This is a genomic window from Ureaplasma urealyticum serovar 8 str. ATCC 27618, assembly GCF_000169535.1.
GTDB classification, from domain to species: Bacteria; Bacillota_I; Bacilli_A; order Mycoplasmatales; family Mycoplasmoidaceae; genus Ureaplasma; species Ureaplasma urealyticum.
Genome location: NZ_AAYN02000002.1, coordinates 241770 through 264933, shown reverse-complemented (window position 1 = coordinate 264933; position 23164 = coordinate 241770). Strand labels below are relative to the sequence as shown.

Here is a 23164-nt window from a genome sequence, read left to right as displayed (position 1 = left end):
TCTATAAATTACCTTTCCTTCTAACGTTTAGCTTCTGTATGGTTTTTGAAATTACGTGTTGGTGCAAATTCACCTAATTTATGGCCAATCATATCTTCTGTTACGTAAACTTTTAAGAAAGTTTTACCATTATGAACTTCAAATGTTAATCCAACAAAGTTTGGAAAAATTTGACTTCTTCTAGATCATGTTTTGATTGGTTTTTTAGAAACTGATGCATTAGCTGCTTCAACTTTTTTTAATAAACTAGGATCAGCGTAAGCACCTTTTTTTAAACTTCTAGACATCGCGATTAATCCTTTCTATATTATTTACGACGACGAACAATCATGCTCGTTGATGATTTCTTATTGTTACGAGTTTTAACACCCATGTGACGTTTACCTCAAGGTGTACGAGGTGCATCCATACCAACTGGTGAACGACCTTCACCACCCCCATGGGGGTGATCATTGGGGTTCATTGCAGAACCACGAACTGTTGGACGAACACCTAAATGACGTGATTTACCAGCTTTACCTAAATTTTCAAGAATGTGTTCATCATTTGAAACAGTTCCAATTGTAGCACGACATTCTTTTCTAAACTTACGAACTTCGCCTGAGTTTAATTTAACTAAAATATATTTTTTAGTTTCATCAAAACCAAGAATTTGTGCACTAGCACCAGCACTTCTTGTAATTTGACCACCAGCATTTGGTGATAGTTCAATATTGTGAACTAATGTACCTTCTGGAATGAATTCAAGTGGTAATGAATTACCTAATAAAATATCAATGTTTTCATTTCCTGAAATAATTTTATCGCCCACTTTAATTCCTTTAGGAGCAATAATATAACGTTTTTCTCCATCAGCGTAAACAACTAATGAAATAAATGATGTTCTATTTGGATCATATTCAATTGATTTAATAGTTCCATAAATATTATCTTTATTTCTTTTAAAATCAATAATACGATATTTACGTTTATGACCACCACCATGGTGTCTAATTGTAATTTTCCCTTGGTTGTTTCTACCTGCTTTTTTAGGTAAAGTAACAAGCAATGATTTTTCTGGTTTACTTGTTGTTAAAATCGATTTGTAATCAACAACAACAGTTTGTCTTTTACCACTACTATGGTTTTTAATACGTTTAACTGCCATAATTGCCTCTTTCTAATTTGCTTTTCGACTGTTATTTTTAATTTTGTTCTAAACTACTTTGCGTTTGCTGCTTCAACTTCTTCTTTACTTACAGCTACTTTAACACCTATTGGCATTACTATATAAGCAATTTTTTTTGCTTTTGTATATCCTGGTCTAGCTGTTGAAGTACGAATTTTTGCAGGACCACGGTTTGTAGTACGAATTTTAAGTGGTTTTAAACCAAAAATCGCAATAAACGCTTCACGAATTTGGTATTTATTAGCATTTTTATCAACAATAAAAGTTAATGTTTCATGCTCGCTTTTATTACGAATAGAATAAGTTTTTTCTGTCGTATATGGATGTAAAATAACTCTTGTTAATTCCATGATTATTTACTTACCTTTCTTGCGTAATTTGTAAATGCTTCTTCAGCTACAACAACAACATTTGCATGCATTAAATCACGAACTGAAACTTGGTATCATAATTTTGTTGTAACTTTTTGTAAATTGTTTGTTGATTTTTTAATATTACTAAAATGGTCTGCTATTACTAATAAAACTTTTTGGTTTTCTAAGTTAGCGTTATTAATGAAATTTACCATTTTTTTAGTTGAAGGTGTTTCTAAATCGCTATTTGCTACTAAACCTAACATTTTTCCTTCATTTAATTTAATAGTTAATGCTGATTTGAAAGCTAATAGTCTTACTTTTGCGTTAACTTTTAAATTGTAGTTACGATTTGGTTTTGGACCAAATACCACACCCCCACCTGTTCAATGTGGGTTACGTGTTGAACCTGTACGTGCTTTACCTGTGTGTTTTTGTCTTCATGGTTTTTTACCACCACCACGAACTTCACCCTTTGTTAGGGTTGAATGTGTACCTTGACGTTCAGCTGCATTTTCAGCAAGCACTGAGTCAAACATTGCTTGTTTGTGAGGCACTTCAACAAAAAGATCAGAAGTTACTTCAAGTTCTTTTGCGAAGTTACCATCAATAGATAATAATTTAATTTTTGCCATGACTAACTCCTTATTTGTTTGCTTCACTTGATGATGCTTTATTAGCTAAGTAGTTAACAACTTGTGGATCGCTTACGATATGGCCAACTTTTTTAGCTGATTTTAATAAAACAATTGAACCTTTTGGTCCTGGAATAGCGCCTTTGATTAGGATTAAATTTTCATTTGCTTTAACATCTAATACTAGTAAGTTTTTAGTTGTTACTAATTCATGCCCATAATGGCCAGGTAATTTAGTTCCTTTGAAAACACGTTGAGCTTGACTACCCCCACGTCCTTTAGCAATAGAACCAACATAACGATGTGGATAACCAGCACCATGACCCATTGGACCCATACTAAAATTATGACGTTTAATTGAACCTGTAAATCCGTGTCCTTTAGTATATGCTTGTGCATTAACTAATTGTCCTGGTTCAAATTCACTAACTGTTAATTCAGCGCCAACTTCAGCAACAACGTCTCTAAATTCTTTAATGTGACGTTTTGGATCTGAGTTTGCTTTTTTGAATTGACCTAATAATGGTTTGTTTAATGCTTTTTCTTTTACTGTTTCATAACCAATTTGAATTGCATTGTAGCCGTCTTTTTCATTAGTTTTAACAGCTAAAACCTTATTTGGTTCAACATAGATAACTGTGGCAGCTACAGCTTTACCTGTTTCTGTAAAAACTTGAGTCATGCCAACTTTTGTTCCTAATAATGATTTCATTTTTTACTTGCCTCCTAATGAATTAAATTTTGAAAGTAACTTCAACACCAAATGGAACTGATAAACGTTTTAAAGCTTCCATTGTTTTAGGTTGTGGATTTTCTAAAATAATTAAACGTTTGTGTGTTCTTCTTTCAAATTGTTCACGACTTGATTTATTAACATGTGGTGATCTTAAAATTGTAAAAATTTCTTTTTTAGTTGGTAGAGGAATTGGACCTCTTAATTTAGAACCTGTTGAGTTAGAAATGTTTACAATTGTTTTTACTGTATCATCTAATAATCTATGGTCATAAGATTCTAATCTAATTCTTAATTCTTGATTCATAAAATGTTGTCTCCTTTTGCATCGATATATTATGCGAATCATAAGAATTGTGTATTAATGAGTTACCTGATACGTTTTATTGACAACGTTTCTTGGCGTATCAGCAATCTCAACAATAACAAAACCTTTAAAATTATACACGAAACAAAAGTAAAAAACAAGATAAAAATAAAAAAAATATACTATAACCAACAATTGAATAGTATATTTTTATCTAATTTTATTTCATTACTTTATTAACTAATTGATTAAATGCTTCAGGGTTATTAATTGCTAATTCAGATAGCATTTTTCTATTTAAACCTTGGCCATCTTTAGTAACAACATTAGCTTTTACTAATGCATTCATAAATTGTGAATATGTATATCCTAATTCACGAACTGCAGCATTAATTCTTGAAATTCATAATTTTCTAAAATCACGCTTTTTATTACGACGATCACGATATGCATATTCTGCAGCACGAATTACTGTTTGACGAGCAATTCTATATGAGGTATTACGTGTTCCTCATGAACCTTCAGCTTTTTCTAATCATCTTTTACGACGTTGACGTGTAACACTTCCGCCTTTTACTCTCATTGGTAATTTACTCCTTAAATACTATTTATAACTATTAAATTATTTATATTCTAACTATAAGCATTGAGTATATCTTTTTGTGTCAGATGTGCTCATAATTGCGTCTTTTCTTAAATGACGTTTAGCTTTTGTTGAACGACCTAGAGCTAAATGTGATCTATAAGCGTGTTTACGTTTTAGTTTACCATTTTTTGTAATACTAAAACGTTTTGCAGCGGCTCTTTTTGTTTTTTGTCTAATTTTAGCCATTATAGTTACCTTCCTTATTTTTTAATTGGTTCAATAATTGTTTCATATCGATAATTGCTAACTTTTTTATTAGCTTGAACAACTGTACCATAATCTTTAATTAAGTCGATGAATTTTTCATAAGCTTGTAAAATAAATTCATCTTTTGTACACATACGTCCACGTGCTTCAATCACAAATTTCACGTTGTCTTTATCTTCTAATCAACGTTTAGCATTTTCTGCTCTTACTTTTAAATCATGTTCACCAATCATTGGTTTGATTTTAATTTCTTTTACCTTAATAATTGTTTGATTTTTTCTTGATTCTTTTTGACGACGTTTTTGTTCGTATTTATATTTGCCATAATCTAAAATTTTTGTTACAGGAATATTGCCTTTTTTAGCAATAACAACTAAATCTAAATTCTTTGAAGTAGCTAAATTAAGGGCATCAATACGATTCATTTCACCTAAATTATTACCATGGTCATCAATTACAACCATTGTTCGAAAACGAATTTGATCATTAATTAAAGGTTGATTTTTACGTGCATCATTATTTGATGACATATGGCGTTGATTGTTTGGTGTATTCATTAAACACTCCTAATTAAAAATTAAATGTATAAAGAAAATCATTTATATCTATAACATGAATAAATGATGTAATAATCGAAATATTAAGCATTAACCTATTCCCAAATAAGTAGAAATCAGGTGAGTTTTACACTACTTTCTTTATACAGTATAGAATTATATATTATTTATGGGTAAAAAGCAACTTAATAAGTTAACTAATATAGTTTAGGAATAATAATATTTTTAGATTTATAAAATTCTTCTAATCCTTTATAAATTGATTCAGAAAATGATTTATCTTTTAGTACATCAACTGATTGTCCTAAAAATATCTTAACTAAATTTATTTGATTAGCATCTTTAGCATTTCAATAATTATAAAAAGCTTTTGAAGCTTGGCGTTTATTTAGATCTTTTTCTAAATAAAATGAATTAGATAATTCATATGGATATAGTTCATTTTTTTGATCAACATAAACTAATCCACCTAACATTTTTTGTAATTGTATAAATGATAAATTTTGATATTCGCTTTTTAAAACTCAATCACCTTGTTGTGATTTAGTAGCAACTTCATCTAATTTTTTAGTTCCAGTTTGTGATAAAAGTTTAAATAAAGGATCTTCTTGGATTTTTTCAACAATTGTTTTGTAATCATTTACTTCTTTTAAACCACTTAATTTGATCGCATCAATTAAATACTGATGTCCAGCCTTTGATAATTCAACTAACGCTGTATTATCAACATAGGTATTTTTATTAAAACTTGCTTCAGTGTGTGTTCCTAATTTATAAGCGTCTTTGTTAATATCATTAGTTAATTGTGCGCCTTCTGATGCTTTTAATAAAGCGCCTTTAAAAGCTAAATCTAAACGTTTAACAATAGAAAAAATGATTGTTTTACCATTAGCTAATGTTTTATTATTTTCGCTAATACGTGCTTTATTTGTATTATCATCTAATTCTTGTTCTGTATCAACACCAACAACAACGATTGGTTTACTTGATTCAGCTGCTGCTGTTGTTGCATAATCAATTTGAAGTCCGGCCACTGGTAAAATTAAATCAACATTATTAGAAACTAATTGATTAACAATTGCTTTTGCTTTATCTGATGTTGGTGAAAAATCTCCTGATTGATAATCTGTAGCAAAGACTTGTTCTACATTAATTCATTCTTTTTCTTCATTATTTTCTGTTTGTTTAACTTTTTTGTTTTTTAGTTTTTCATTTGCTCATTGAATACCAAATTTAAAACCTTGAATAAATCTTGTAGTTGATGGTAAATGAATACCAACAAATCCACCTCATGTTAATTTATTATCTTTACCAAAAACATTTTGATTACTATTTAAATAATAAGCTGCAGCAATTCCAGCTAAAAAAGCAGCTTGATCTGCACGATATGTGATTGATGCAATTCGATCTTTACCTGTTTGTAAATCATAAATTTCATCAATTAATATTGCTGAAACTTGTTGATTATCTTTTGGTGAATTAAAGTATTTTGAAATTGGATTCTTATGTCTAAATGAAATTAATCCTAACATACGTGCACCATCTTGAATTTTAGACTCATAGATTGCTTGATATGCATCATCACCATCACTTGATGGGCGACCATAAAAATTGTTTAAAGTTAAGTTTTTAGAATCAGATTTTGTTTTATTTTGACTACATGCAACCAATGCTGTAGGAACCAAAGCTACGCCTAATGTTCCAATAACTGATGCTAAAATAATTTTTTTATTTAATTTAATTTTTCTCATGATTTTCTCCAAACAAATTCTCATTTACACAAATTAAAAAGTTAATTATATATTTATATATACAAAAAAGGCGTAAAAAAGAAACGAAGCAGTAATTATCGTCTTTTTAGTGTAATATTTGGAACATTAAAGAGGTAATAAAAAATGACTTTAAACCAAAGTCATTTTTTATTTTATATTAAACTAGGTTCGTTTTGTTGTTTATAAAATTTATTTAATTGTACATAAATAATAATTGATCCGATTATAGGTATTATTCCTAAGCACCCTAAAATGCCAAAAACAAATGGCAAGACAAAGTTTTCTTGTCTTTTTAAATTTAAACCAACATTGACTGTTGTTGTTACAAATAAAGCAAAACTAGCAATTTCGATTAAAGCAAAAATTACTAAAAAAGCCACTCCAGCATTATACATAGCTCAAGCATTTACAACATTTGTTGTGGCTATATCTTGCGTTAAATATGGTGATCCATAATATGAGTAAACCATATAATAAATGCCAAGATGCACTAAAATAGCGCCAATTATTATAAAAACAACTACTCCTATACTTAAAATTAAATTTGCTAATGCAATATCTAAATCTTTTTTATTAACAATTTTGTTCTGATTCACGATTTATCCTTAATTTTGTCCTAATGTTTTTTTCATTCCATCAATTGAAACTTTTAATGAAGCTGTTAATGCTTTATACGCTTCATCAGATAATTTTTCACTCTTATTAATTTGTTTATTAATTTCTTCTTTCAAAGTACTAAAAGCTTCTTTAAGTACTGGCATTTTTGAAGCTAATTTGTCTAATCAACTTAAATATTCTTTATAAGTTTTTTCAAATTCTTTTTGGGCTTCACTCTTAGTAGAACATGAAGCAGCAACAATTGGAATAGCAACTAATAAACTAGTTGGTAGTGCAATTGTTAAAATTTTTTGTCATTTTTTCATATTTTATTTCCTAAACTATATTTTTTGTGTTTTATACAATAAATTATGTATTTAATTTATTTTGTTGAAAAACTTAAGCTAGCTAAAAGCTCTTCTGTAATTTTGATTGATTTATCATCATATCTAATATCTTCAATTACAAAATCACTATTAGCATCTAATCCATTTAATGTGAATTGATAGCTTCCAATAGGTTTTGATTTTTCATTGAAATTAAATTCTTTGATTGTATTTGTTGCTTTATTTTTAACAAAGAAGCTAAATTTTATTGCTTTGTCTTTTTTATTAATTAATTTGTTAGCACCAGCAATAATTGAATTACCATTTAATTTTAAGCTTAATGTTATATTGGCACTGCTACTATTTTGTTTTGTAATACTAATAGATTTTAATTCTTGATTACCAAAAACTTTTTTAGTGATATCGATGATTTTTTCCACATTTTCAATATGTTTTTCACCAACAGTAATTGTGAATGATTTAAATAAGGAATTGTTTGCAGTGATTTCTATTTTTTCACTAATTACAGGTACTCTTGGTAATTTAATTTGAATTTCTGAATAATCTTCTTTAACGTAAGGTCTTTGATTTTCTAATATTGCATTTTTAAGATTTGCAACATTTGAGATTTTTGAAGTAAAAGTTACAGATTTTAAAATTTCTTTTGTTGGTTCATTTAAATTTTGAGGGTCTTTAACTTTTAGAACAACATAATATGTTTTATCATCAAGTTTTAAAATTTTTTCTTGTACTTCATATTCAATTTTAGGTTTAGTTTTTGTAGTAAATACTTGATTATTACTTAAAATAACTTCTTTATTTGTTTGATATAAAATTTTGTCAATTTTATATGTTTGACCGTCTTGTAAATTATTTAGTTTTAAAACTAATTTTTGATTTTCAATTGTTGCAGATAAATTATTTGCTTCAACAACTTCATTAGTGTTTTGAATATTTTTTAAAATAACTTTAAAATTATCTAATGATTTAAAACTATCATTATTATCAAAAATTAATTTAGCTTCATTAAAACCTGTTTCAACACTTGATAAACTTAATTTATATTCTTCTATAGTTGATTGTTTATCTGGTTTTGGATTAGATTTCTTTTCGTCTTTACAACTTGTTAATGCTAATGTTGATAATCCACCAATTAATAATACTGGCGTTGTCATTAATAATCATTTTTTATGATTTTTCTTCATATTTTAACTTTCTTTTATACATTTAATAAATAAGAACTTTAATATTTAATTTGTTATCTTTATTTTAGATAATAATATGCATTTTCATTATATATATATATATAATATGTCAAGCGTAAAATAAAAAAATAAGCCAAAAATACTTTTTTAAAAGTATTAAAGCTCATTTTTGTTTTTTTAATGTTCTTCTTCTGGTGCAAATCTTGTTGCGATTTCAGCTGCTAAATATTGCATTTCATTCGCAACTAACTCTCTTTGCACTTTATCTTTTGTTGTTCTTACAATTACTTGTTTTTGTTGTAATAATTGTACATGACGTTCAAATTTAGCAAATTCTTTTTGATTTTTATATAAATGTCAATTATTAATTACATCTAAAACATTTTGATCAACGTTTGTTAAGTTTGAATGTTCTGATAAATTAATACCACGTTTTTTATTTCAAGCATAATTAATTAGATAAATAAATAATCCAAGTAATAATGTGCATACAAACATTGGTAATGCAATTGAAATGAATACATAATAAGCTTCTTGACCAGGGTATAATTCTGGAGCAGCTGGTAAGTAAGTTGCAACAACTGCAAATGTATTAACACCCATCGCTAATAAAGCTAAACTAATTTGTAATCAAGGTCATTTAACTCTAAATTCACGACGTAATCAATTAGCTTTAAACACATATCTTAAATATCCAATTAAGAAAATGTTGTATCCAATGTAGTACATTGAAATTTGTGAAACAACGTTTGAAATAAATGAAATATTAGTAATTGATGCTGGTGTTCCAGATGCTACGGCATTAATACCAATATAATCTTTAATTTTTTCATAAATTGCATTTACTTCACTATTAGCATGTTTATTAAAATCAAAATGTAAAACATTAGCTTGTGCTCCAGGAGCATGACTATGTTCGTAAATTGAACGTGCCATTAATTTAATTTCATCTAAATTTTGATTAGATAATAAAGCCATTGGTTCTTTTTGGTTTTGATCAATACGAATTTCGTTTGCTAACACGTCACTAATTGTTTGACCTTTGTATTGCATTAATGAATTATAACCAAACATATAAATTGCAAAAATGCACATTAGTAATGCAATTCATAAAATTGCTACTGTTAACGCTGACCCATTCTTTAAACGATATGTAACCCATACTGGGAAGTGAGCTTTACGCATTGCATAATTTAATCCGGTTGAAAGGTTTGACATTCAAACAGCAACTTCAACAAATACACCTATTCCAATAAAGAAAGTAATAGCTTGTAATCCTTGCATAGCCATTTTATTTGTTTCTACATTCATAACAGAAATAAATAAAGATGGATTTTTTAAAGGATCATTAACTTCTGATGTTAGTGTTAATAAATCAGAACGTGCTAAGTCACTACCTGTATTAATTGGATGGCCATACACAAATTGATACATAACTTGGTTAGCAGCAGCTGTACCATATTGAGTTTCAACCACTGAGTATGCATGTGCTAGTGTTTTATAATGAGCAACTGTTCCATCTGGTAGTTTAACATCAATTCCACTAACAGATAAGTTAAACATAATTGTTTGTACTAATCCACCATTGAATGATAATGTTGATGTTGGTACAGTCATTGAAATCATAACTGATCCAATAATAATGCAAAATAAAGCAGAAATTACAACAAACATCATGGCTTGTGGATATTTCTTAGATGGATTATCCATTCGATTAGCAGCAATAGCTGAAACTTCTACACCATGTAAGCTAAAACTAAATGCCATGAAAGATGCCATAACAACTGATGACATGAAAGTTTTATTTAATTCATAAGAAGTACCAGTTACACTTGGATCTAAATGTGGTTCTTTTTGGAAGTGTTTTCCAATAAAGTATAATGGATCTGGCATTGTTGCCACTGTATAAATTTGGAATCCTAAGATAATAAAGAATGGTAGTAAAATACCAATAATTAAGGCAACTTGTCCAAATTGGTGAGTTCGTTTTTGACCTAATAAACTCATAAAGATTAGACCTGCAACAACAACAATACCAATTCCATATAATGCCCCATTGTTAAAGTTTTTTGAGAAGTTAACTGATGTGGCTTGGTTTAAAGTTGTTCCCAACTTAAGTGTATTAAAATAATTATATCCATCAGCACCTGCGAAAGCAAATGAGAAGGATGAAAGGACGAATAAGATCATGGCCACAAATCCAAATGTGACTTGGAATTGTAATCAGGTTACAATAAACCCGTTTCGTGGACCTAATAAATTTCGCACCCAGGTAAATATTCCCCCCTCGGTCCAACCTTTAATTGTTGCCATTTCAGCGGCTGCAATCCCAATTGGAATGAATCAACACATAGCTGTAATAAAAGCAAAGATAATTGCAATTCAACCAGCTGTTGAAAGTGATGGGAATGTATAAAAAGCAATAATTGCTGAAGCTGTTAGTAAAACAAAACCCATTAAAGAAACTTTTTTGTTTTTTTCTAGTTTCTTTTTGATTTTTACTTCTTTTATTTTATTATTTATCAATTTTTTATCACCCTCTTATTCTAAAAATATTTGAAACTAATTTTATTTTTGATAAATCGCTTACGACCAATCAAAAATTTGCTCATAAATTCATTACTATATATAAAACCTAATTTCTAATTTAGATTATATAATAAATGCTAGTATTTCCTATGCTTTTTTAGCATAAAAACGTCGATTTTTAACATTTTTATTTTTTATTTTCACAAAAATTTATTCTGCATCATTTTGGTACATAATTTTGTTATAAATTCGACGATTTGTTTGTTCATTTAAATTTAAATAGCTAAACGTTGTTTGAATGTTTGCATGTCCCATTTGTAACATTACAGTTTTGGGATTTGCCCCTTTAATTAACATAAAAGTAGCAAAGCTACGACGTAATGAATGGGGAGTAAAATTCTTACCAATAATTTTTTTAATATATAAACGTAATGTTTTAGTTGTTTCAAATCCTTTTAGATTCTCATAAAACTTTTGTAATTGTTCAAAAGTTTGTTTTACAAAGAAAATTTGTCGTTTTTTATTTCCTTTACCTAGCACATACAAACGATTATTAACAGGTTCTAAAAAAAATAATTCATGAGCTCTAATTCCTGTTTCAAACAAAAATCTAATAATGGTTTTATATTTTTTAATTTCTAATGAATCATCATCTAAGATATCAGTTTTTTTATATAAATTATTTTTACTAATTACATCAAAATATTTCATTTCAATTTGTGGTAATTTTAATAATTTTAAATTTTGTAAATATCGTTTTAGTTTTTTAAATTCAAAAAAACTTAATAAAACGTTTTTGTGTAAATGAATTGTTCGTGGTTTAAAGTTACTATTAATAATTTTATTTCGTATTTTAATTCACGAATCTAAAACAGGTTCATAATGTTTTAATACCGATTCATAAGTACGAATTGTGTTAAGACTTAAATTTCTTTTTTTAGTATATCTAATAAAATCTTTCATATTATCTACTTTTCCTTTTTATGATTTCTTATTTTTTTATCTTCTAAAGTATGAAAAAAAATAAACAAGCATCTTTGAAGCGATCAACTTGTTTATTTTTTATTTTTTTTTAATAATAAAGATTTTTAATAGTTATTTCATCACGAAATTTTTGGCCGCTGGTTCTTTATTTAAGCCAGGCATACGATAAATAGTTGTTGTAATAGCAATGATTAATTTTGCAGCATAATTAATTTCAAAGCGTTCAATATGAATTTTAAAGTTCTTAGGATTATTTAATAATTTTGCATCATCAGAAATTGAATATGGTGTTTTAGCAATGCATAAATAAAAATCTAAATGTTCATAACGATTCAATTGTTCTTTAGCTTCATAACTTAATTCATATCCATCAGCACCATAAACATTTTCACATATTTTTTTTAATTTATATGATAAATGATCTTTAATATCATAAATTAATTTTAATTGATGATCATTAACTTGATTAGTTAAAGCAACTGTTTTTTTAGTTATCTCTTCACTTTTTTTTGAACCATAACTATAAGCATAAGAACGTGCGTGTTCAATTTGATTCTCATCTAATAATTTTTCTAAAGCTAATAAGTCTTCTTCGCTATCAGTATTAGTATTAACATTAATATAAACAATGAAAGGAACATTATATTTTTTAATGTGATTAATATGACATAAAACATTGGCAAAACCTTGCTTAATGTAGTCTTTTTCGTTTGTTTGAGCATGATAAGCGATTGATTTTAGACTAATAACTAAACCAATTAAATCTGGTTTTAAATCTAAACTAGCCATTTTAATGTTCATAAACTTTTCAAGGCCTAAATCGCTTCCAAAACCACATTCAGTAACAACATAATCACCTAAGGCTAAAGCGTTTTTGGTAGCAATTATACTATTGCAACCATGAGCAATATTCGCAAATGGTCCACCATGCACAAAAACTGGATTATCCTCGTTTGTTCGTACTAGATTAGCATATAATGCATCATCTAAAATTGTCATAATAGCTTTTGTTAATTCTAAGTCACAAATTCTAATAGGTTGATTAACAATATTGTAAGCAATAATTGTTTCAGCAAGTTTATTCTCAAAATCTTTATGATCTTTTGCTAAGCAAAATAAAGCCATTAAATCACTTGCAGCAGTTATATTAAAACCTGTTCTAGTTTGATAATGATTAAGGTTGTATTCAATATTACGCAAAGAACGATCATTAACATCTAAACATCTTTTAATTAAAATTTTTTGAGGATCAATCTGCATTGAAGATTTATTATGAATTTCATTTTCAATTACAGCAACAATTAAATTATTAGCTGCTGTAATGGCGTGAAAATCGCCACTAAAATGTAAATTAATTTTATCAAAAGGCTTTAAAAATGATAATCCACCACCAGATCCTGTTCCCTTCATACCAAACACTGGTCCCATTGATGGTTCACGTAACGCCCCAATAGCTTTATATCCATGTTTATTTAAAGCATCAACTAAACCAATAGTTGTCGTTGTTTTGCCCTCGCCAGCAGGATTGGGATTCATTGCAGTAATAACAATTAATTTTGGATCATTTTTATTTGTTTTTTTAATTGATTTAACTTTAGCAATTTCATTACCATAAAGTTCATAATCATCAATTAATAGTCCTTTTTTATTAATAACTTCTTCAATAATTTTTGGCATATAATGCACCTCCTTATTTTTTAATACTATATTTACGTTTTAAAATAGTATACATTAAGTAAAAAATTAAGCCTAAAATAATACTTAAAACTAAGAAGATAACTAATCCACGACGATTGGCTTGTTTTTTTAATTGAATTATTTCTTCACCACTAATAATTTCATTAACATAATAACTTTGAATACGATTGACACGATGGTGAGCATTAAATATTAATCATAAATGAATAATAAATGTTAAACCTAAAATAACGCCCAAGCCAATAATTGCTCATAAAGGGTTTTTATTAATGCTAGCTTTTTGTGTAAATTGTTCACTAACAATTGCTGGGATTTTAACAATTAAATCGCCAAAACGACTCCCTATTGCTGCGTTATAGTATAAATTCATAAAATAACTAACAACAAAAACGCCGAGAATCATAAATAGACTTGTTAAATAAAGGTATGAAGCAATTCAATTAACATTAATGTGCATTACAACTAGTTTACGATAAATCCCGACAATAAAATTTGTTGCTTTTGTTCGATCAAAATTATTTTGTTGGTAATGCATTTCTTTTTTGAAATTCGCAAAATTACTACAAGATAAAGCTAAAAAGAAAATCATTAAAACACAATAAACACTAACTGGTAAAAAAATCCATGGATTAAAATGATTAACAACAACTTCATAGACTAAATAAAAAAGTAGTCCCATACCTATTGCTAATAGCATTGTTCAGACAATAATTTTATTACGAATCGCATGAATTTCTTTTAAATAAAAATCAGGCGTGTTTTTTTGGTTAACTTTTTGTTCTAGTTGACTAAAAGTTAAATTATTTTCATATTGATTTTGATCAGCAATATCTTCATTATGATAAATAAACTCTGAAATATTTTGTGGAATGAATGATCTGGTTTTTTGAATAAATCCATTTCGTTTTTGACTTACAGATAAGTGTGGGTTATTTAAATCTTCTTGAATTAAATTTTGGTTTATTAATTCTTTTTTTGGTTCATAAATAATGCTATTTTTTTGATCAACTTCAACATCGCGCAGTTTTAAATTTGCATAATTTTGAGTTGGAGCAATTGTAATCAATTGATCTCCATCATCAAAATTTAAAGTTGGTTTTAATTTAGCACAATCATCTTGTTTTTTAATTAAAGTATATTGAGGATCATTGCTAGGATAAAAATTAGCATTATATTCTTTAGTTTCTAACAAACGAGCGTGTTCAATATCAGCACGAATTTTATTTTGATCAATTGTTTTATCATTATTATTTTTAATGGTATTTTTATCATCATTTTCATTAAAAACTTGTGTGTTTATTCGTGGCATTAACTCACCCCCATTTAAATTAAGAAAGAAATATTATTTCATCTTCTATAAATTATAAATAAAAAAGAAGTTAATTAAAAAACTAACTTCTCAATTAAATTTATTAATAAAACTATTTATTTACTTTTTGTGCATTCACGAGATTTAGATTGTCATGTGCAATCACTTTCGTGTTCCATAAAGACAGAAACTAATTTTGATGCTAAATCAGCTTTTTTACAACCACTTGCTTTTTGTTCTCAAACTTGATCAAAGCCTTCGTATGATGCCATTTCATCTTCTGAAGGGATAAGGAAATCAAATTTATATGCATCTTCGCCATGGTTGATGTAGTCAATATGACCTAATTGTTCACGTGCTGATAAACGAGGTTTACTTATATAAATAATTAAACAAGTGAAAGCAAATGCTCAAACAATAGCTAATGCTACTGCTCCTAATTGCAATCCAAATAGAAGACCATAAACTGGATTACCACTACTATCTAATCCAACAGCATTATATTTAATACCATTAGCAACTGTATCAGTAGCAAAAGCTCCTATTAATAATGAACCTACAACTCCACCCATTCCATGAACTGGTAAAACTTCTAGTGAATCATCGAAATGGAAATGATGTAATAATTTTGCGATTGAATAGCAAACTAACACACCCATAATAGCAATTGGCACAGATGCTCAGATTGGTACAAAACCTGCCGTTGGAGTAATTGTTGCTAATCCAGCAATTGCCCCTGTTACTAAACCAACAGTTGTTGGCTTGTGATTTTTATTAACAATTGTTTCTAACGTAATTCAACCTACCATTCCAATTGCTAAAGCAATAATGGTATTTAATCATGATGAAATGGCTTGTGAAATGTGGTTCGAACTATCTTTAACAAAACCTGCACCACCAACATTAAATCCAAATCAACCAAAGAATAGTAATGTTGCGCCTAATACAACCATTGGTAAATTGTTAGCACGATTTTTATCTGTAACTAACATTGTTCGTTTTCCCAACATAAATGAAGCAGCTAGTGCTCCAAAACCAGCAGTTGTATGAATTACAATACCGCCAGCATAGTCAATTACCCCAGCAGCTGCTAAGAATCCTTGACCTCAAATTCAATGTGCAAAAGGAATGTAAATTAAGTATTGTCATAGTACTAAAAATACTAAATAATTTTTAAATTTCATTCGATCTGCGAACGCACCAACCATTAAAGGTGGTGTAATAATTGCAAACGCTAATTGGTAAGCAAAGAATAAAATTAATGGTACCCCATTTGTGAAGTTTGCAAATACTAAAACTGCGCCTCCACTTCAACCATCTGCAAATAATAAGTTTCTAAATGCAAAATAAGTTGAAATATCACCAATTATTCCTTTACCAACAGAAGGCCCAAAAGCAAGTGAGAACCCTCCGAAAATTCAAATCAGTGTTGTAATTCCCAACGAAGCGACGCATTGATTAATAATTGTTAGCGTTGATTTACGTCTTACTAAACCACCATAAAATAATGCTAATCCTGGTGTCATTAATAAAACAAAAGCGATTGCTAAAGCTACTAGTAGTGTATTAGTAGGATTAAAACCAATTGCGTCAAGTGTTGATTGACTTGCGTCTGCAGGCACTCATGTTAATTCATGAGTTGAAAAATAAATATCTTTATTTAAACCTCAAGTTGACACAATTTTCACCTCGTGTTTTCTTTTTATTATTTATAAATATAATTTCGCATACAAATTCATCATACAAAAGTATATCTCTACTATTATATTACGTTAATACATAAAATCTTCATTTTTTGTATTAATTGAATAAAAAACTAAAGTGTTTTTGGCTTTAGTTTTTTTAAATAATTAATGACTACTTGTTGATTCACTAGCTTGCAGATTTGCTTTTTTAACTAATGGATGTTTAACGCCAGTTGATGAATGTCATGAACTATCAGCTAATTCGTATTGTTCCATTTCCTTTTCAGATGGAATTTCAATATCAAATGCATATGCGTCTTCGCCATGGTTGATGTAGTCAATATGACCTAATTGTTGACGAGCTGATAATCTTGGACGTGTAATGTATACTAATAAAATAGTAAACACAAATGCATAAACAGCAGCTAACAACATAGCACCTAATTGGACACCGAATAAAATACCTGTTGTTTCTGGTCCAATTGCTTCATACATAATTGAAGGGTTTACAGATTTAGATGCAAATGCTCCAATTAATAATGAACCTGTAACACCACCCATTCCATGGACACCTCATACTTCTAAAGTATCGTCAATCTTATGGAAATGATGTAGTGTCTTAGCACTAGCGTAGCAAACTAATACTGCAGCAACTCCAATTGGAACAGAAGCTCAAATTGGAACATAACCTGCTGCTGGAGTAATTGTTGCTAATCCAGCAATTGCCCCCGTTACTAAACCAACACCTGTGGGTTTATGATTTTTATTAAAGATTGTTTCAAGAATTGCTCAACCAATCATTCCAATTGCTAAAGCAATAATTGTACTAATTCAAGCGCTTGTTGCAAGTGATCAAACAGCAGCATTTCCACCACTTACAAATCCTGATCCACCAACATTGAATCCAAATCAACCAAAGAACAATAATGTTGCTCCAAGAATTGTCATTGGAATGTTGTTTGGACGACTCTTATCATTTTTAAGTAACACACGTTTACCTAATACTAATGAAGCAGCTAATGCCCCAAAACCAGCAGATGTATGAATTACAATACCACCAGCAAAGTCAATTACCCCAGCAGCTGCTAAGAATCCTTGACCTCAAATTCAATGTGCAAAAGGAATGTAAATTAGATATTGTCATAGTACTAAGAATACTAGATAATTTTTAAATTTCATTCGATCTGCGAACGCACCAACCATTAAAGGTGGTGTAATAATTGCAAACGCTAATTGGTAAGCAAAGAATAAAATTAATGGTACCCCATTTGTAAAGTTTGCAAAAACAATTCCTGCATCTCCACTTCAACCATCTGCAAATAATAAGTTTCTAAATGCAAAATAAGTTGAAATGTCACCAATTATTCCTTTACCAACAGAAGGTCCAAAAGCAAGCGAGAACCCTCCAAAAATTCAAATTAGTGTTGTGACCCCAAGTGAAGCTACACATTGATTAATAATAGTTAGTGTAGATTTTCGACGTGTTAGTCCACCATAAAATAATGCTAGACCAGGAGTCATCAATAAGACAAAGGCAATTGCTAATGCAACTAATAAAGTGCTAGTTGGGTTGAAATGTGCTAATGCTAATGTGTTAGCATCAGCTGTTGCTGGCACTCATGTTAACTCATGCTTTGAGAAATAAATATTTGGATCTATTCCTCAAGATGTAGTTGTAATCGTTGACACAATTTTCACCTCTTATTTATTTTTTTATACTTCAAATACAAAATAATGATTTTTAAGTACATATTACTATTATAGTACTAAAAAAATAAAAGACAACTATAAGTTAATCATAAAAATTGTTTTTTTAATAAACTATAGTTGTTCGTTTTGATTTTTATTCAAATATTATAGGCTTTTATCAATTATTATTGGTGTACTTATTTTTTATTTTGATTCCGTGTTTTAATTTCTAAAACGTCATTAGGTAATTTTTTCATTATTTTTAAATAATCATCATATCGTCAATTAACAATTTGATCATCATTAACTGCTTTTTTAATAGCACAATGTGGTTCATCAATATGTAAGCAGTTTGAAAATTTACAAAAACGAGCATAGTTTGCAAAATCACTAAATGCGTTTGCCATTTCATTTTTAGTTAAATTAACTTCTAAATTACCAAACCCAGGAGTATCAACTAAAAAACCATTAGCAAAACTAATTAATTTAGTGCTTGTTGTTGTGTGTTTTCCACGATTTAAAAATTGTGATATTTCTTGTGTACGTTGTTTAATGCTTGGATCTAATTTATTAATTAAAGTCGATTTACCTACACCCGAATTACCAGCTAAACATAACGTGTGCTTTTTAATGAATTTTTTCAATAATGAAATGTCATGTTCGTTTGTTAACACAAAAACTTTGTAATTATTTCTTTGATAATCTAGAATTAACTGATCTACTTTTTGTTTTAATGAATCGCTTGCTAAATCATACTTACTTAACCCAATTGCTACATTTTTAACATTTCGTGCTTCATAAAAAGCTAAATATTTATTTAATGTTAATGTATTTAAATCGGGTTGAACAATAGATGCTACCACTAAAACAATATCAACATTAGCCACTTTGGGACGAATTAATTGATTATAACGATCATAAATTTTCACAATCAAATAAACACCATCAACTAATTCAACTTCAATATCATCCCCAACCATTGGTTTTAGTTCATGACTATCGTGTTTAAAAATGCCCTTAGGAATGGCTTTTGTTTCAATTTTTAAGTCATAAATATATACATAAAAATTATTAACAATAACTGAAGTAATTTTGGCACGCATAACTAAATGGCTCCACTTTTTTTAAAAGATAAAATAATAATTAATAAAATAATTAAAATGATTGATAAGCAACCAACGAGAATGATAAATCATTTTTGTAAATATCATTTTCGATCTTTTCCTTTAATTTCATACAAGCCTGCGACATTCTTACGATAAATTCGCAATTTATTCAATGGCTTAATATAGTCTTGATTAAGACTTGATTCAGGATCCATAACATTATTTAAATCATCGATTAAAGTGTAAATATCTTTGTATAAAAGTTTATTGTCCTCTTTTTTTCAAGCAAAACAACGTATTAAAATATTGTCAATTCCTTTTGGAATTGTTTTATTAATTGACGATAATGGTTCAACATCATATGTCGTTCATTTTTCTAAATAATCACGATCATCTTTAATAGTATGTTCACTAAATGGATTAGTTCCAGTAATTAATTCATATAACATAACCCCTAAAGAATGAATGTCATAATTAACACCTAAAGCATCATTAATTAAACTTAAAGCGTTCTTATTTAATCCTTTACTTGCTTGTTCTTTAACTTTTTGACCAAGACTTAATAATTTAGGCGAAGCATAAATAATCGTACATTTAATTTCTTGGTCTTTTGTTAAATCTTCACGATTATAAAAAACTGATGCAGCCCCATAATCAATAATTTTAATTTTTGATAACGTTTTGTTAATCATACAATTTTCTGGTTTTAAATCACGATGAATGATTTGGGGATTACAGCTATGAAAAAAACTCACACCTAAAGCAACCTGACGAATAATTTCAACAGCTTTAACATAAGTAACTGTTTTAAATTCATCAAGATATTCACGCAATGTTAAACCATCAATATATTCAAAAACAATGTAAATTCGTTTATCATCAGTTTCTAATGAACCACTTTCGAAATATTCATAATATTCCATGATATAACTTCTTTTATCAGAGTTTGAATTCTTAATTAAATTTGAAATTCGTAATTCATCATAAACAACCATTTGTTGTTTTTCATCACCAATATCTAAAACTTTAACAACAATAAATTTAGTTTCATCAGATAAAAAACAACATAAATAAACTTTGCTAAAACCACCATCAGCTAGGTGTTTAACAACTTTATATTTATGGTTAAGAATTGAATTAGTTTGTATTTGTTCGCGCATAGAATTAAAAAATTAAAAAAGCTAAGGATAAATTATCATTACTACCATTATCAATGGCTTGATTTATTAGTTGTTGTAAAATTTGGTTATTTGTTTGTTGGTTGGTTACTATTAATTTATCATATAAATCATTTAGTTCAAAATAATTATGAAATCCATCAGATGTTAAAACAATAATTTCATTATGATGTAGTTTAGTAACAAATAAATCATAACTTAAAACAACATTACTTGTCCGTCCTACAAACTGTGTTAATGAAAATAAATTTTTTTCGTGTTTTTCATAAACTTCAGGGCCAACTTTTCGTTCATGTAAAACTTGTAATAAATTATGGTCACGACTAATTTGAGAAGATTGATTATTCGATAATAAATAAGCACGTGAATCGCCAATATTTAAAGTGTATACAAAATCATTAATAATAATAGATGCAACAACTGTTGTTCCCATATTATAAACATCTTTATCTAACAATACAGCACGATCAATTTCAATTTGAGCTAATTTAATAACTTTAATATATCACTTACGAATTTGTTGTTCATCATATTCATTAAAATTCGTAGCTAAAAAATTATCTTTAATTGTTTCTAATGTAATATGACTAGCTGCAGCGCCACCTTTATATCCCCCTAAACCATCACAAACAATTAATAAAGTTTGTTGATGTTCATTTTGAATCACTAAGGCACAATCATCGTTATGTTTACGCTGTGAGCCAATATCACTAATAAACCCAAAATTCATTTCTTACTCCTTAATTTTTAATTGTGTGAAACTAATGTCTAAGTCATTACTTTTACGCACACGTTTACTAATTCGTATTTTATTGATCGATAAAATGTTAAAAAATTCTTCTAAATTATCACTAGTTTTATGGTTCAAATTATAAGGAATTAAAAGCACATAGCATAAGATGTTTTTTAATAATTCTACTAATTCATTAGCATAATCCAAATTATCATTAATTTTATCAATCAATAAATATTCTAATACAACTCGATTATTAGTCATTTCTGTATATGTTTTAATTTGCTCAATTAGTTTAATAAAAGATCAATTTTGATTTGTTTTATTTAACATTAGTTTTTTATAAACTTGTGAGTTTGAAGCATTTAGACTAATAATTAATTCAATTTGATTTTGTAATTGTCCTCATTTAATTAAATCAACATCCACACCACTTGTTCAAACCACAATTTTTCTTTTACCAATATTTAAACCATTTTCATCATTAATGATATTAATAAAATTTGATACTGCTTCCATGTTTAATAAACTATCTTGTGATCCTTTTACAATAACATTAGTAATTTTGCCCAATTTATGTTGATCTAAAAATTGTTGCACTAATAAAGTTTGTAATACTAATTCATTAGTTGATAAATTAATAATTTCTTTTTTATCATTAATCCCAAAAGGATTTATCTTAATTAAAAAGCCATTTTCAAATTTAATGATCATACAATTAATAATTAAATTAATAGTTGTTAATAATTTAAATTTAATTGAACCATCAGAATTTGATTGATATTCATTAATTGTTAATAAATTATTATCAAAATTTTCTTTTAAAATGCTTTGATTACTTTTAGAAATATTAGAAAATTTATCAAAATCAAAAATTCGTTTTTGATAAATTCAAGAATAAATTTGTTTGCTAATGAATGGTTTTAAATTTAATTTTAATAATTCTTCTTTAAGTTCATTTAAAGATAGTGAATAAATTTGTTTTAAACTATTATCGTTTAATTTCATCTAAAATAATCTCCGCTAACTGGTCGGCTGCATGATCTGGATTATCATTAATAATGTTGTATTTATAATGATCTTTGATTGATAGTTCATGACTAGCTTTTTGAATTCGTTTTTCAATTGTTTCTAAAGTTTCAGTATTTCTTTTTAGTAATCGATTTTTTAATTCATCAAGACTAGGTGGTAATAAAAAAATAGAGATTAAATCGTCATTTTTAAATAATTCTAAAACCTGAAGTGCACCAACAACTTCAATTTCTAAAATTACATTTTTACCTTCATTCCTTAATTTTTCCACAACAAATCGTGGTGTTCCATATTTATTTCCAACAAATTCGGCTCATTCAATTAATTCGTTATTAGATATAGCTTTTTTAAACTCTTCATCATTAACAAAATAATAATCAACGCCATTGATTTCGCCTTCACGTTTTTTTCTTGTCGTCATTGAAACGCTATATGCTAAATTTAATTCTTTACGATCAATAATTTTTGATAAAATTGTGTGTTTGCCTACACCACTAGGTCCACTAAAAACAATTAATTTTCCCCGTTTCATAAATTAAATCCCTCTTTTTTTGTGTTTGATTGATTTTAATGCTTTTTATATAACATTTAAAATCACTAATAGTTTATAAGTTGTCATATTTATTTATAAGTTATTTTATATTATATTAAAAAGGTATACATCTAAATAAACAATATTTACTTATCTAATTATGTTATAATGTTTAAGCTGTGT

At 27.9% G+C, this 23164-nt stretch carries 24 protein-coding genes; all 24 read right to left on the bottom strand.

Going from position 1 to position 23164, the window contains the following annotated elements; genetic code table 4:
* Window positions 1-20: 20 nt before the first annotated feature.
* Window positions 21-287: a 30S ribosomal protein S19 gene (rpsS, locus tag UUR8_RS01155; RefSeq protein WP_004025915.1), complete on the bottom strand. Its 267-nt coding sequence runs from the start codon at window positions 285-287 to the stop codon at window positions 21-23.
* A 20-nt stretch (window positions 288-307) separates the two neighbouring features.
* The gene (rplB, locus tag UUR8_RS01150; protein WP_004025838.1) at window positions 308-1147 is read right to left on the bottom strand and encodes a 50S ribosomal protein L2; all 840 of its coding nucleotides are present in this window, start codon (window positions 1145-1147) and stop codon (window positions 308-310) included.
* A 53-nt stretch (window positions 1148-1200) separates the two neighbouring features.
* Window positions 1201-1518, bottom strand: coding sequence for a 50S ribosomal protein L23 (locus UUR8_RS01145; protein WP_004025740.1), 318 nt, complete (start codon window positions 1516-1518; stop codon window positions 1201-1203).
* A 2-nt stretch (window positions 1519-1520) separates the two neighbouring features.
* Window positions 1521-2156 carry a 50S ribosomal protein L4 gene (gene rplD, locus UUR8_RS01140; protein WP_004025646.1) on the bottom strand — a complete coding sequence of 212 codons (636 nt, stop codon included), beginning with the start codon at window positions 2154-2156 and terminating at the stop codon, window positions 1521-1523.
* Window positions 2157-2166: 10 nt separating this feature from the next.
* Complete coding sequence (gene rplC, locus UUR8_RS01135) at window positions 2167-2868, bottom strand: 50S ribosomal protein L3 (RefSeq protein WP_004025649.1); 702 nt, start codon at window positions 2866-2868, stop codon at window positions 2167-2169.
* 22 nt (window positions 2869-2890) lie between these two features.
* A complete protein-coding gene (rpsJ, locus tag UUR8_RS01130) occupies window positions 2891-3196 on the bottom strand; it encodes a 30S ribosomal protein S10 (protein ID WP_004025692.1) in 306 nt (101 codons plus the stop codon).
* 220 nt (window positions 3197-3416) lie between these two features.
* Complete coding sequence (gene rplT / locus UUR8_RS01125; protein WP_004025782.1) at window positions 3417-3779, bottom strand: 50S ribosomal protein L20; 363 nt, start codon at window positions 3777-3779, stop codon at window positions 3417-3419.
* 54 nt (window positions 3780-3833) lie between these two features.
* Window positions 3834-4028: a 50S ribosomal protein L35 gene (rpmI, locus tag UUR8_RS01120; protein WP_004025597.1), complete on the bottom strand. Its 195-nt coding sequence runs from the start codon at window positions 4026-4028 to the stop codon at window positions 3834-3836.
* Window positions 4029-4042: 14 nt separating this feature from the next.
* The gene (gene infC, locus UUR8_RS01115; protein ID WP_004025505.1) at window positions 4043-4606 is read right to left on the bottom strand and encodes a translation initiation factor IF-3; all 564 of its coding nucleotides are present in this window, start codon (window positions 4604-4606) and stop codon (window positions 4043-4045) included.
* 197 nt (window positions 4607-4803) lie between these two features.
* The gene (locus UUR8_RS01110) at window positions 4804-6357 is read right to left on the bottom strand and encodes a BMP family ABC transporter substrate-binding protein (protein WP_004025593.1); all 1554 of its coding nucleotides are present in this window, start codon (window positions 6355-6357) and stop codon (window positions 4804-4806) included.
* Between the two features lie 173 nt (window positions 6358-6530).
* The gene (locus UUR8_RS01105; protein WP_004026053.1) at window positions 6531-6974 is read right to left on the bottom strand and encodes a hypothetical protein; all 444 of its coding nucleotides are present in this window, start codon (window positions 6972-6974) and stop codon (window positions 6531-6533) included.
* Between the two features lie 9 nt (window positions 6975-6983).
* The gene (locus tag UUR8_RS01100) at window positions 6984-7301 is read right to left on the bottom strand and encodes a hypothetical protein (protein WP_004026153.1); all 318 of its coding nucleotides are present in this window, start codon (window positions 7299-7301) and stop codon (window positions 6984-6986) included.
* Between the two features lie 56 nt (window positions 7302-7357).
* On the bottom strand, window positions 7358-8506 hold the full coding sequence (locus UUR8_RS01095; protein WP_004025951.1) for a hypothetical protein: 1149 nt from the start codon (window positions 8504-8506) through the stop codon (window positions 7358-7360).
* Between the two features lie 177 nt (window positions 8507-8683).
* Complete coding sequence (locus tag UUR8_RS01090) at window positions 8684-11032, bottom strand: amino acid permease (protein WP_004025992.1); 2349 nt, start codon at window positions 11030-11032, stop codon at window positions 8684-8686.
* Between the two features lie 213 nt (window positions 11033-11245).
* A complete protein-coding gene (locus UUR8_RS01085) occupies window positions 11246-11998 on the bottom strand; it encodes a tyrosine-type recombinase/integrase (protein WP_004025557.1) in 753 nt (250 codons plus the stop codon).
* A 132-nt stretch (window positions 11999-12130) separates the two neighbouring features.
* Entirely contained in the window at window positions 12131-13696 is a 1566-nt protein-coding gene (locus UUR8_RS01080; RefSeq protein ID WP_004025842.1) for a formate--tetrahydrofolate ligase, read from the bottom strand.
* Between the two features lie 13 nt (window positions 13697-13709).
* The gene (locus UUR8_RS01075; protein WP_004025627.1) at window positions 13710-15026 is read right to left on the bottom strand and encodes an MSC_0882 family membrane protein; all 1317 of its coding nucleotides are present in this window, start codon (window positions 15024-15026) and stop codon (window positions 13710-13712) included.
* A 116-nt stretch (window positions 15027-15142) separates the two neighbouring features.
* Window positions 15143-16705, bottom strand: coding sequence for an ammonium transporter (locus UUR8_RS01070; RefSeq protein WP_004025946.1), 1563 nt, complete (start codon window positions 16703-16705; stop codon window positions 15143-15145).
* A 171-nt stretch (window positions 16706-16876) separates the two neighbouring features.
* Window positions 16877-18400 carry an ammonium transporter gene (locus UUR8_RS01065; RefSeq protein WP_004026023.1) on the bottom strand — a complete coding sequence of 508 codons (1524 nt, stop codon included), beginning with the start codon at window positions 18398-18400 and terminating at the stop codon, window positions 16877-16879.
* A 197-nt stretch (window positions 18401-18597) separates the two neighbouring features.
* A complete protein-coding gene (rsgA, locus tag UUR8_RS01060) occupies window positions 18598-19503 on the bottom strand; it encodes a ribosome small subunit-dependent GTPase A (RefSeq protein WP_004025802.1) in 906 nt (301 codons plus the stop codon).
* Between the two features lie 2 nt (window positions 19504-19505).
* On the bottom strand, window positions 19506-20666 hold the full coding sequence (locus UUR8_RS01055) for a serine/threonine-protein kinase (protein ID WP_004025519.1): 1161 nt from the start codon (window positions 20664-20666) through the stop codon (window positions 19506-19508).
* 4 nt (window positions 20667-20670) lie between these two features.
* Entirely contained in the window at window positions 20671-21414 is a 744-nt protein-coding gene (locus UUR8_RS01050) for a PP2C family protein-serine/threonine phosphatase (protein ID WP_004025590.1), read from the bottom strand.
* 3 nt (window positions 21415-21417) lie between these two features.
* Window positions 21418-22425, bottom strand: coding sequence for a 23S rRNA (adenine(2503)-C(2))-methyltransferase RlmN (locus tag UUR8_RS01045; protein WP_004026056.1), 1008 nt, complete (start codon window positions 22423-22425; stop codon window positions 21418-21420).
* Window positions 22409-22981, bottom strand: coding sequence for a guanylate kinase (gene gmk / locus UUR8_RS01040; RefSeq protein WP_004026078.1), 573 nt, complete (start codon window positions 22979-22981; stop codon window positions 22409-22411). The genes UUR8_RS01045 and gmk overlap by 17 nt, the downstream gene beginning before the upstream one ends.
* Window positions 22982-23164: the final 183 nt, after the last annotated feature.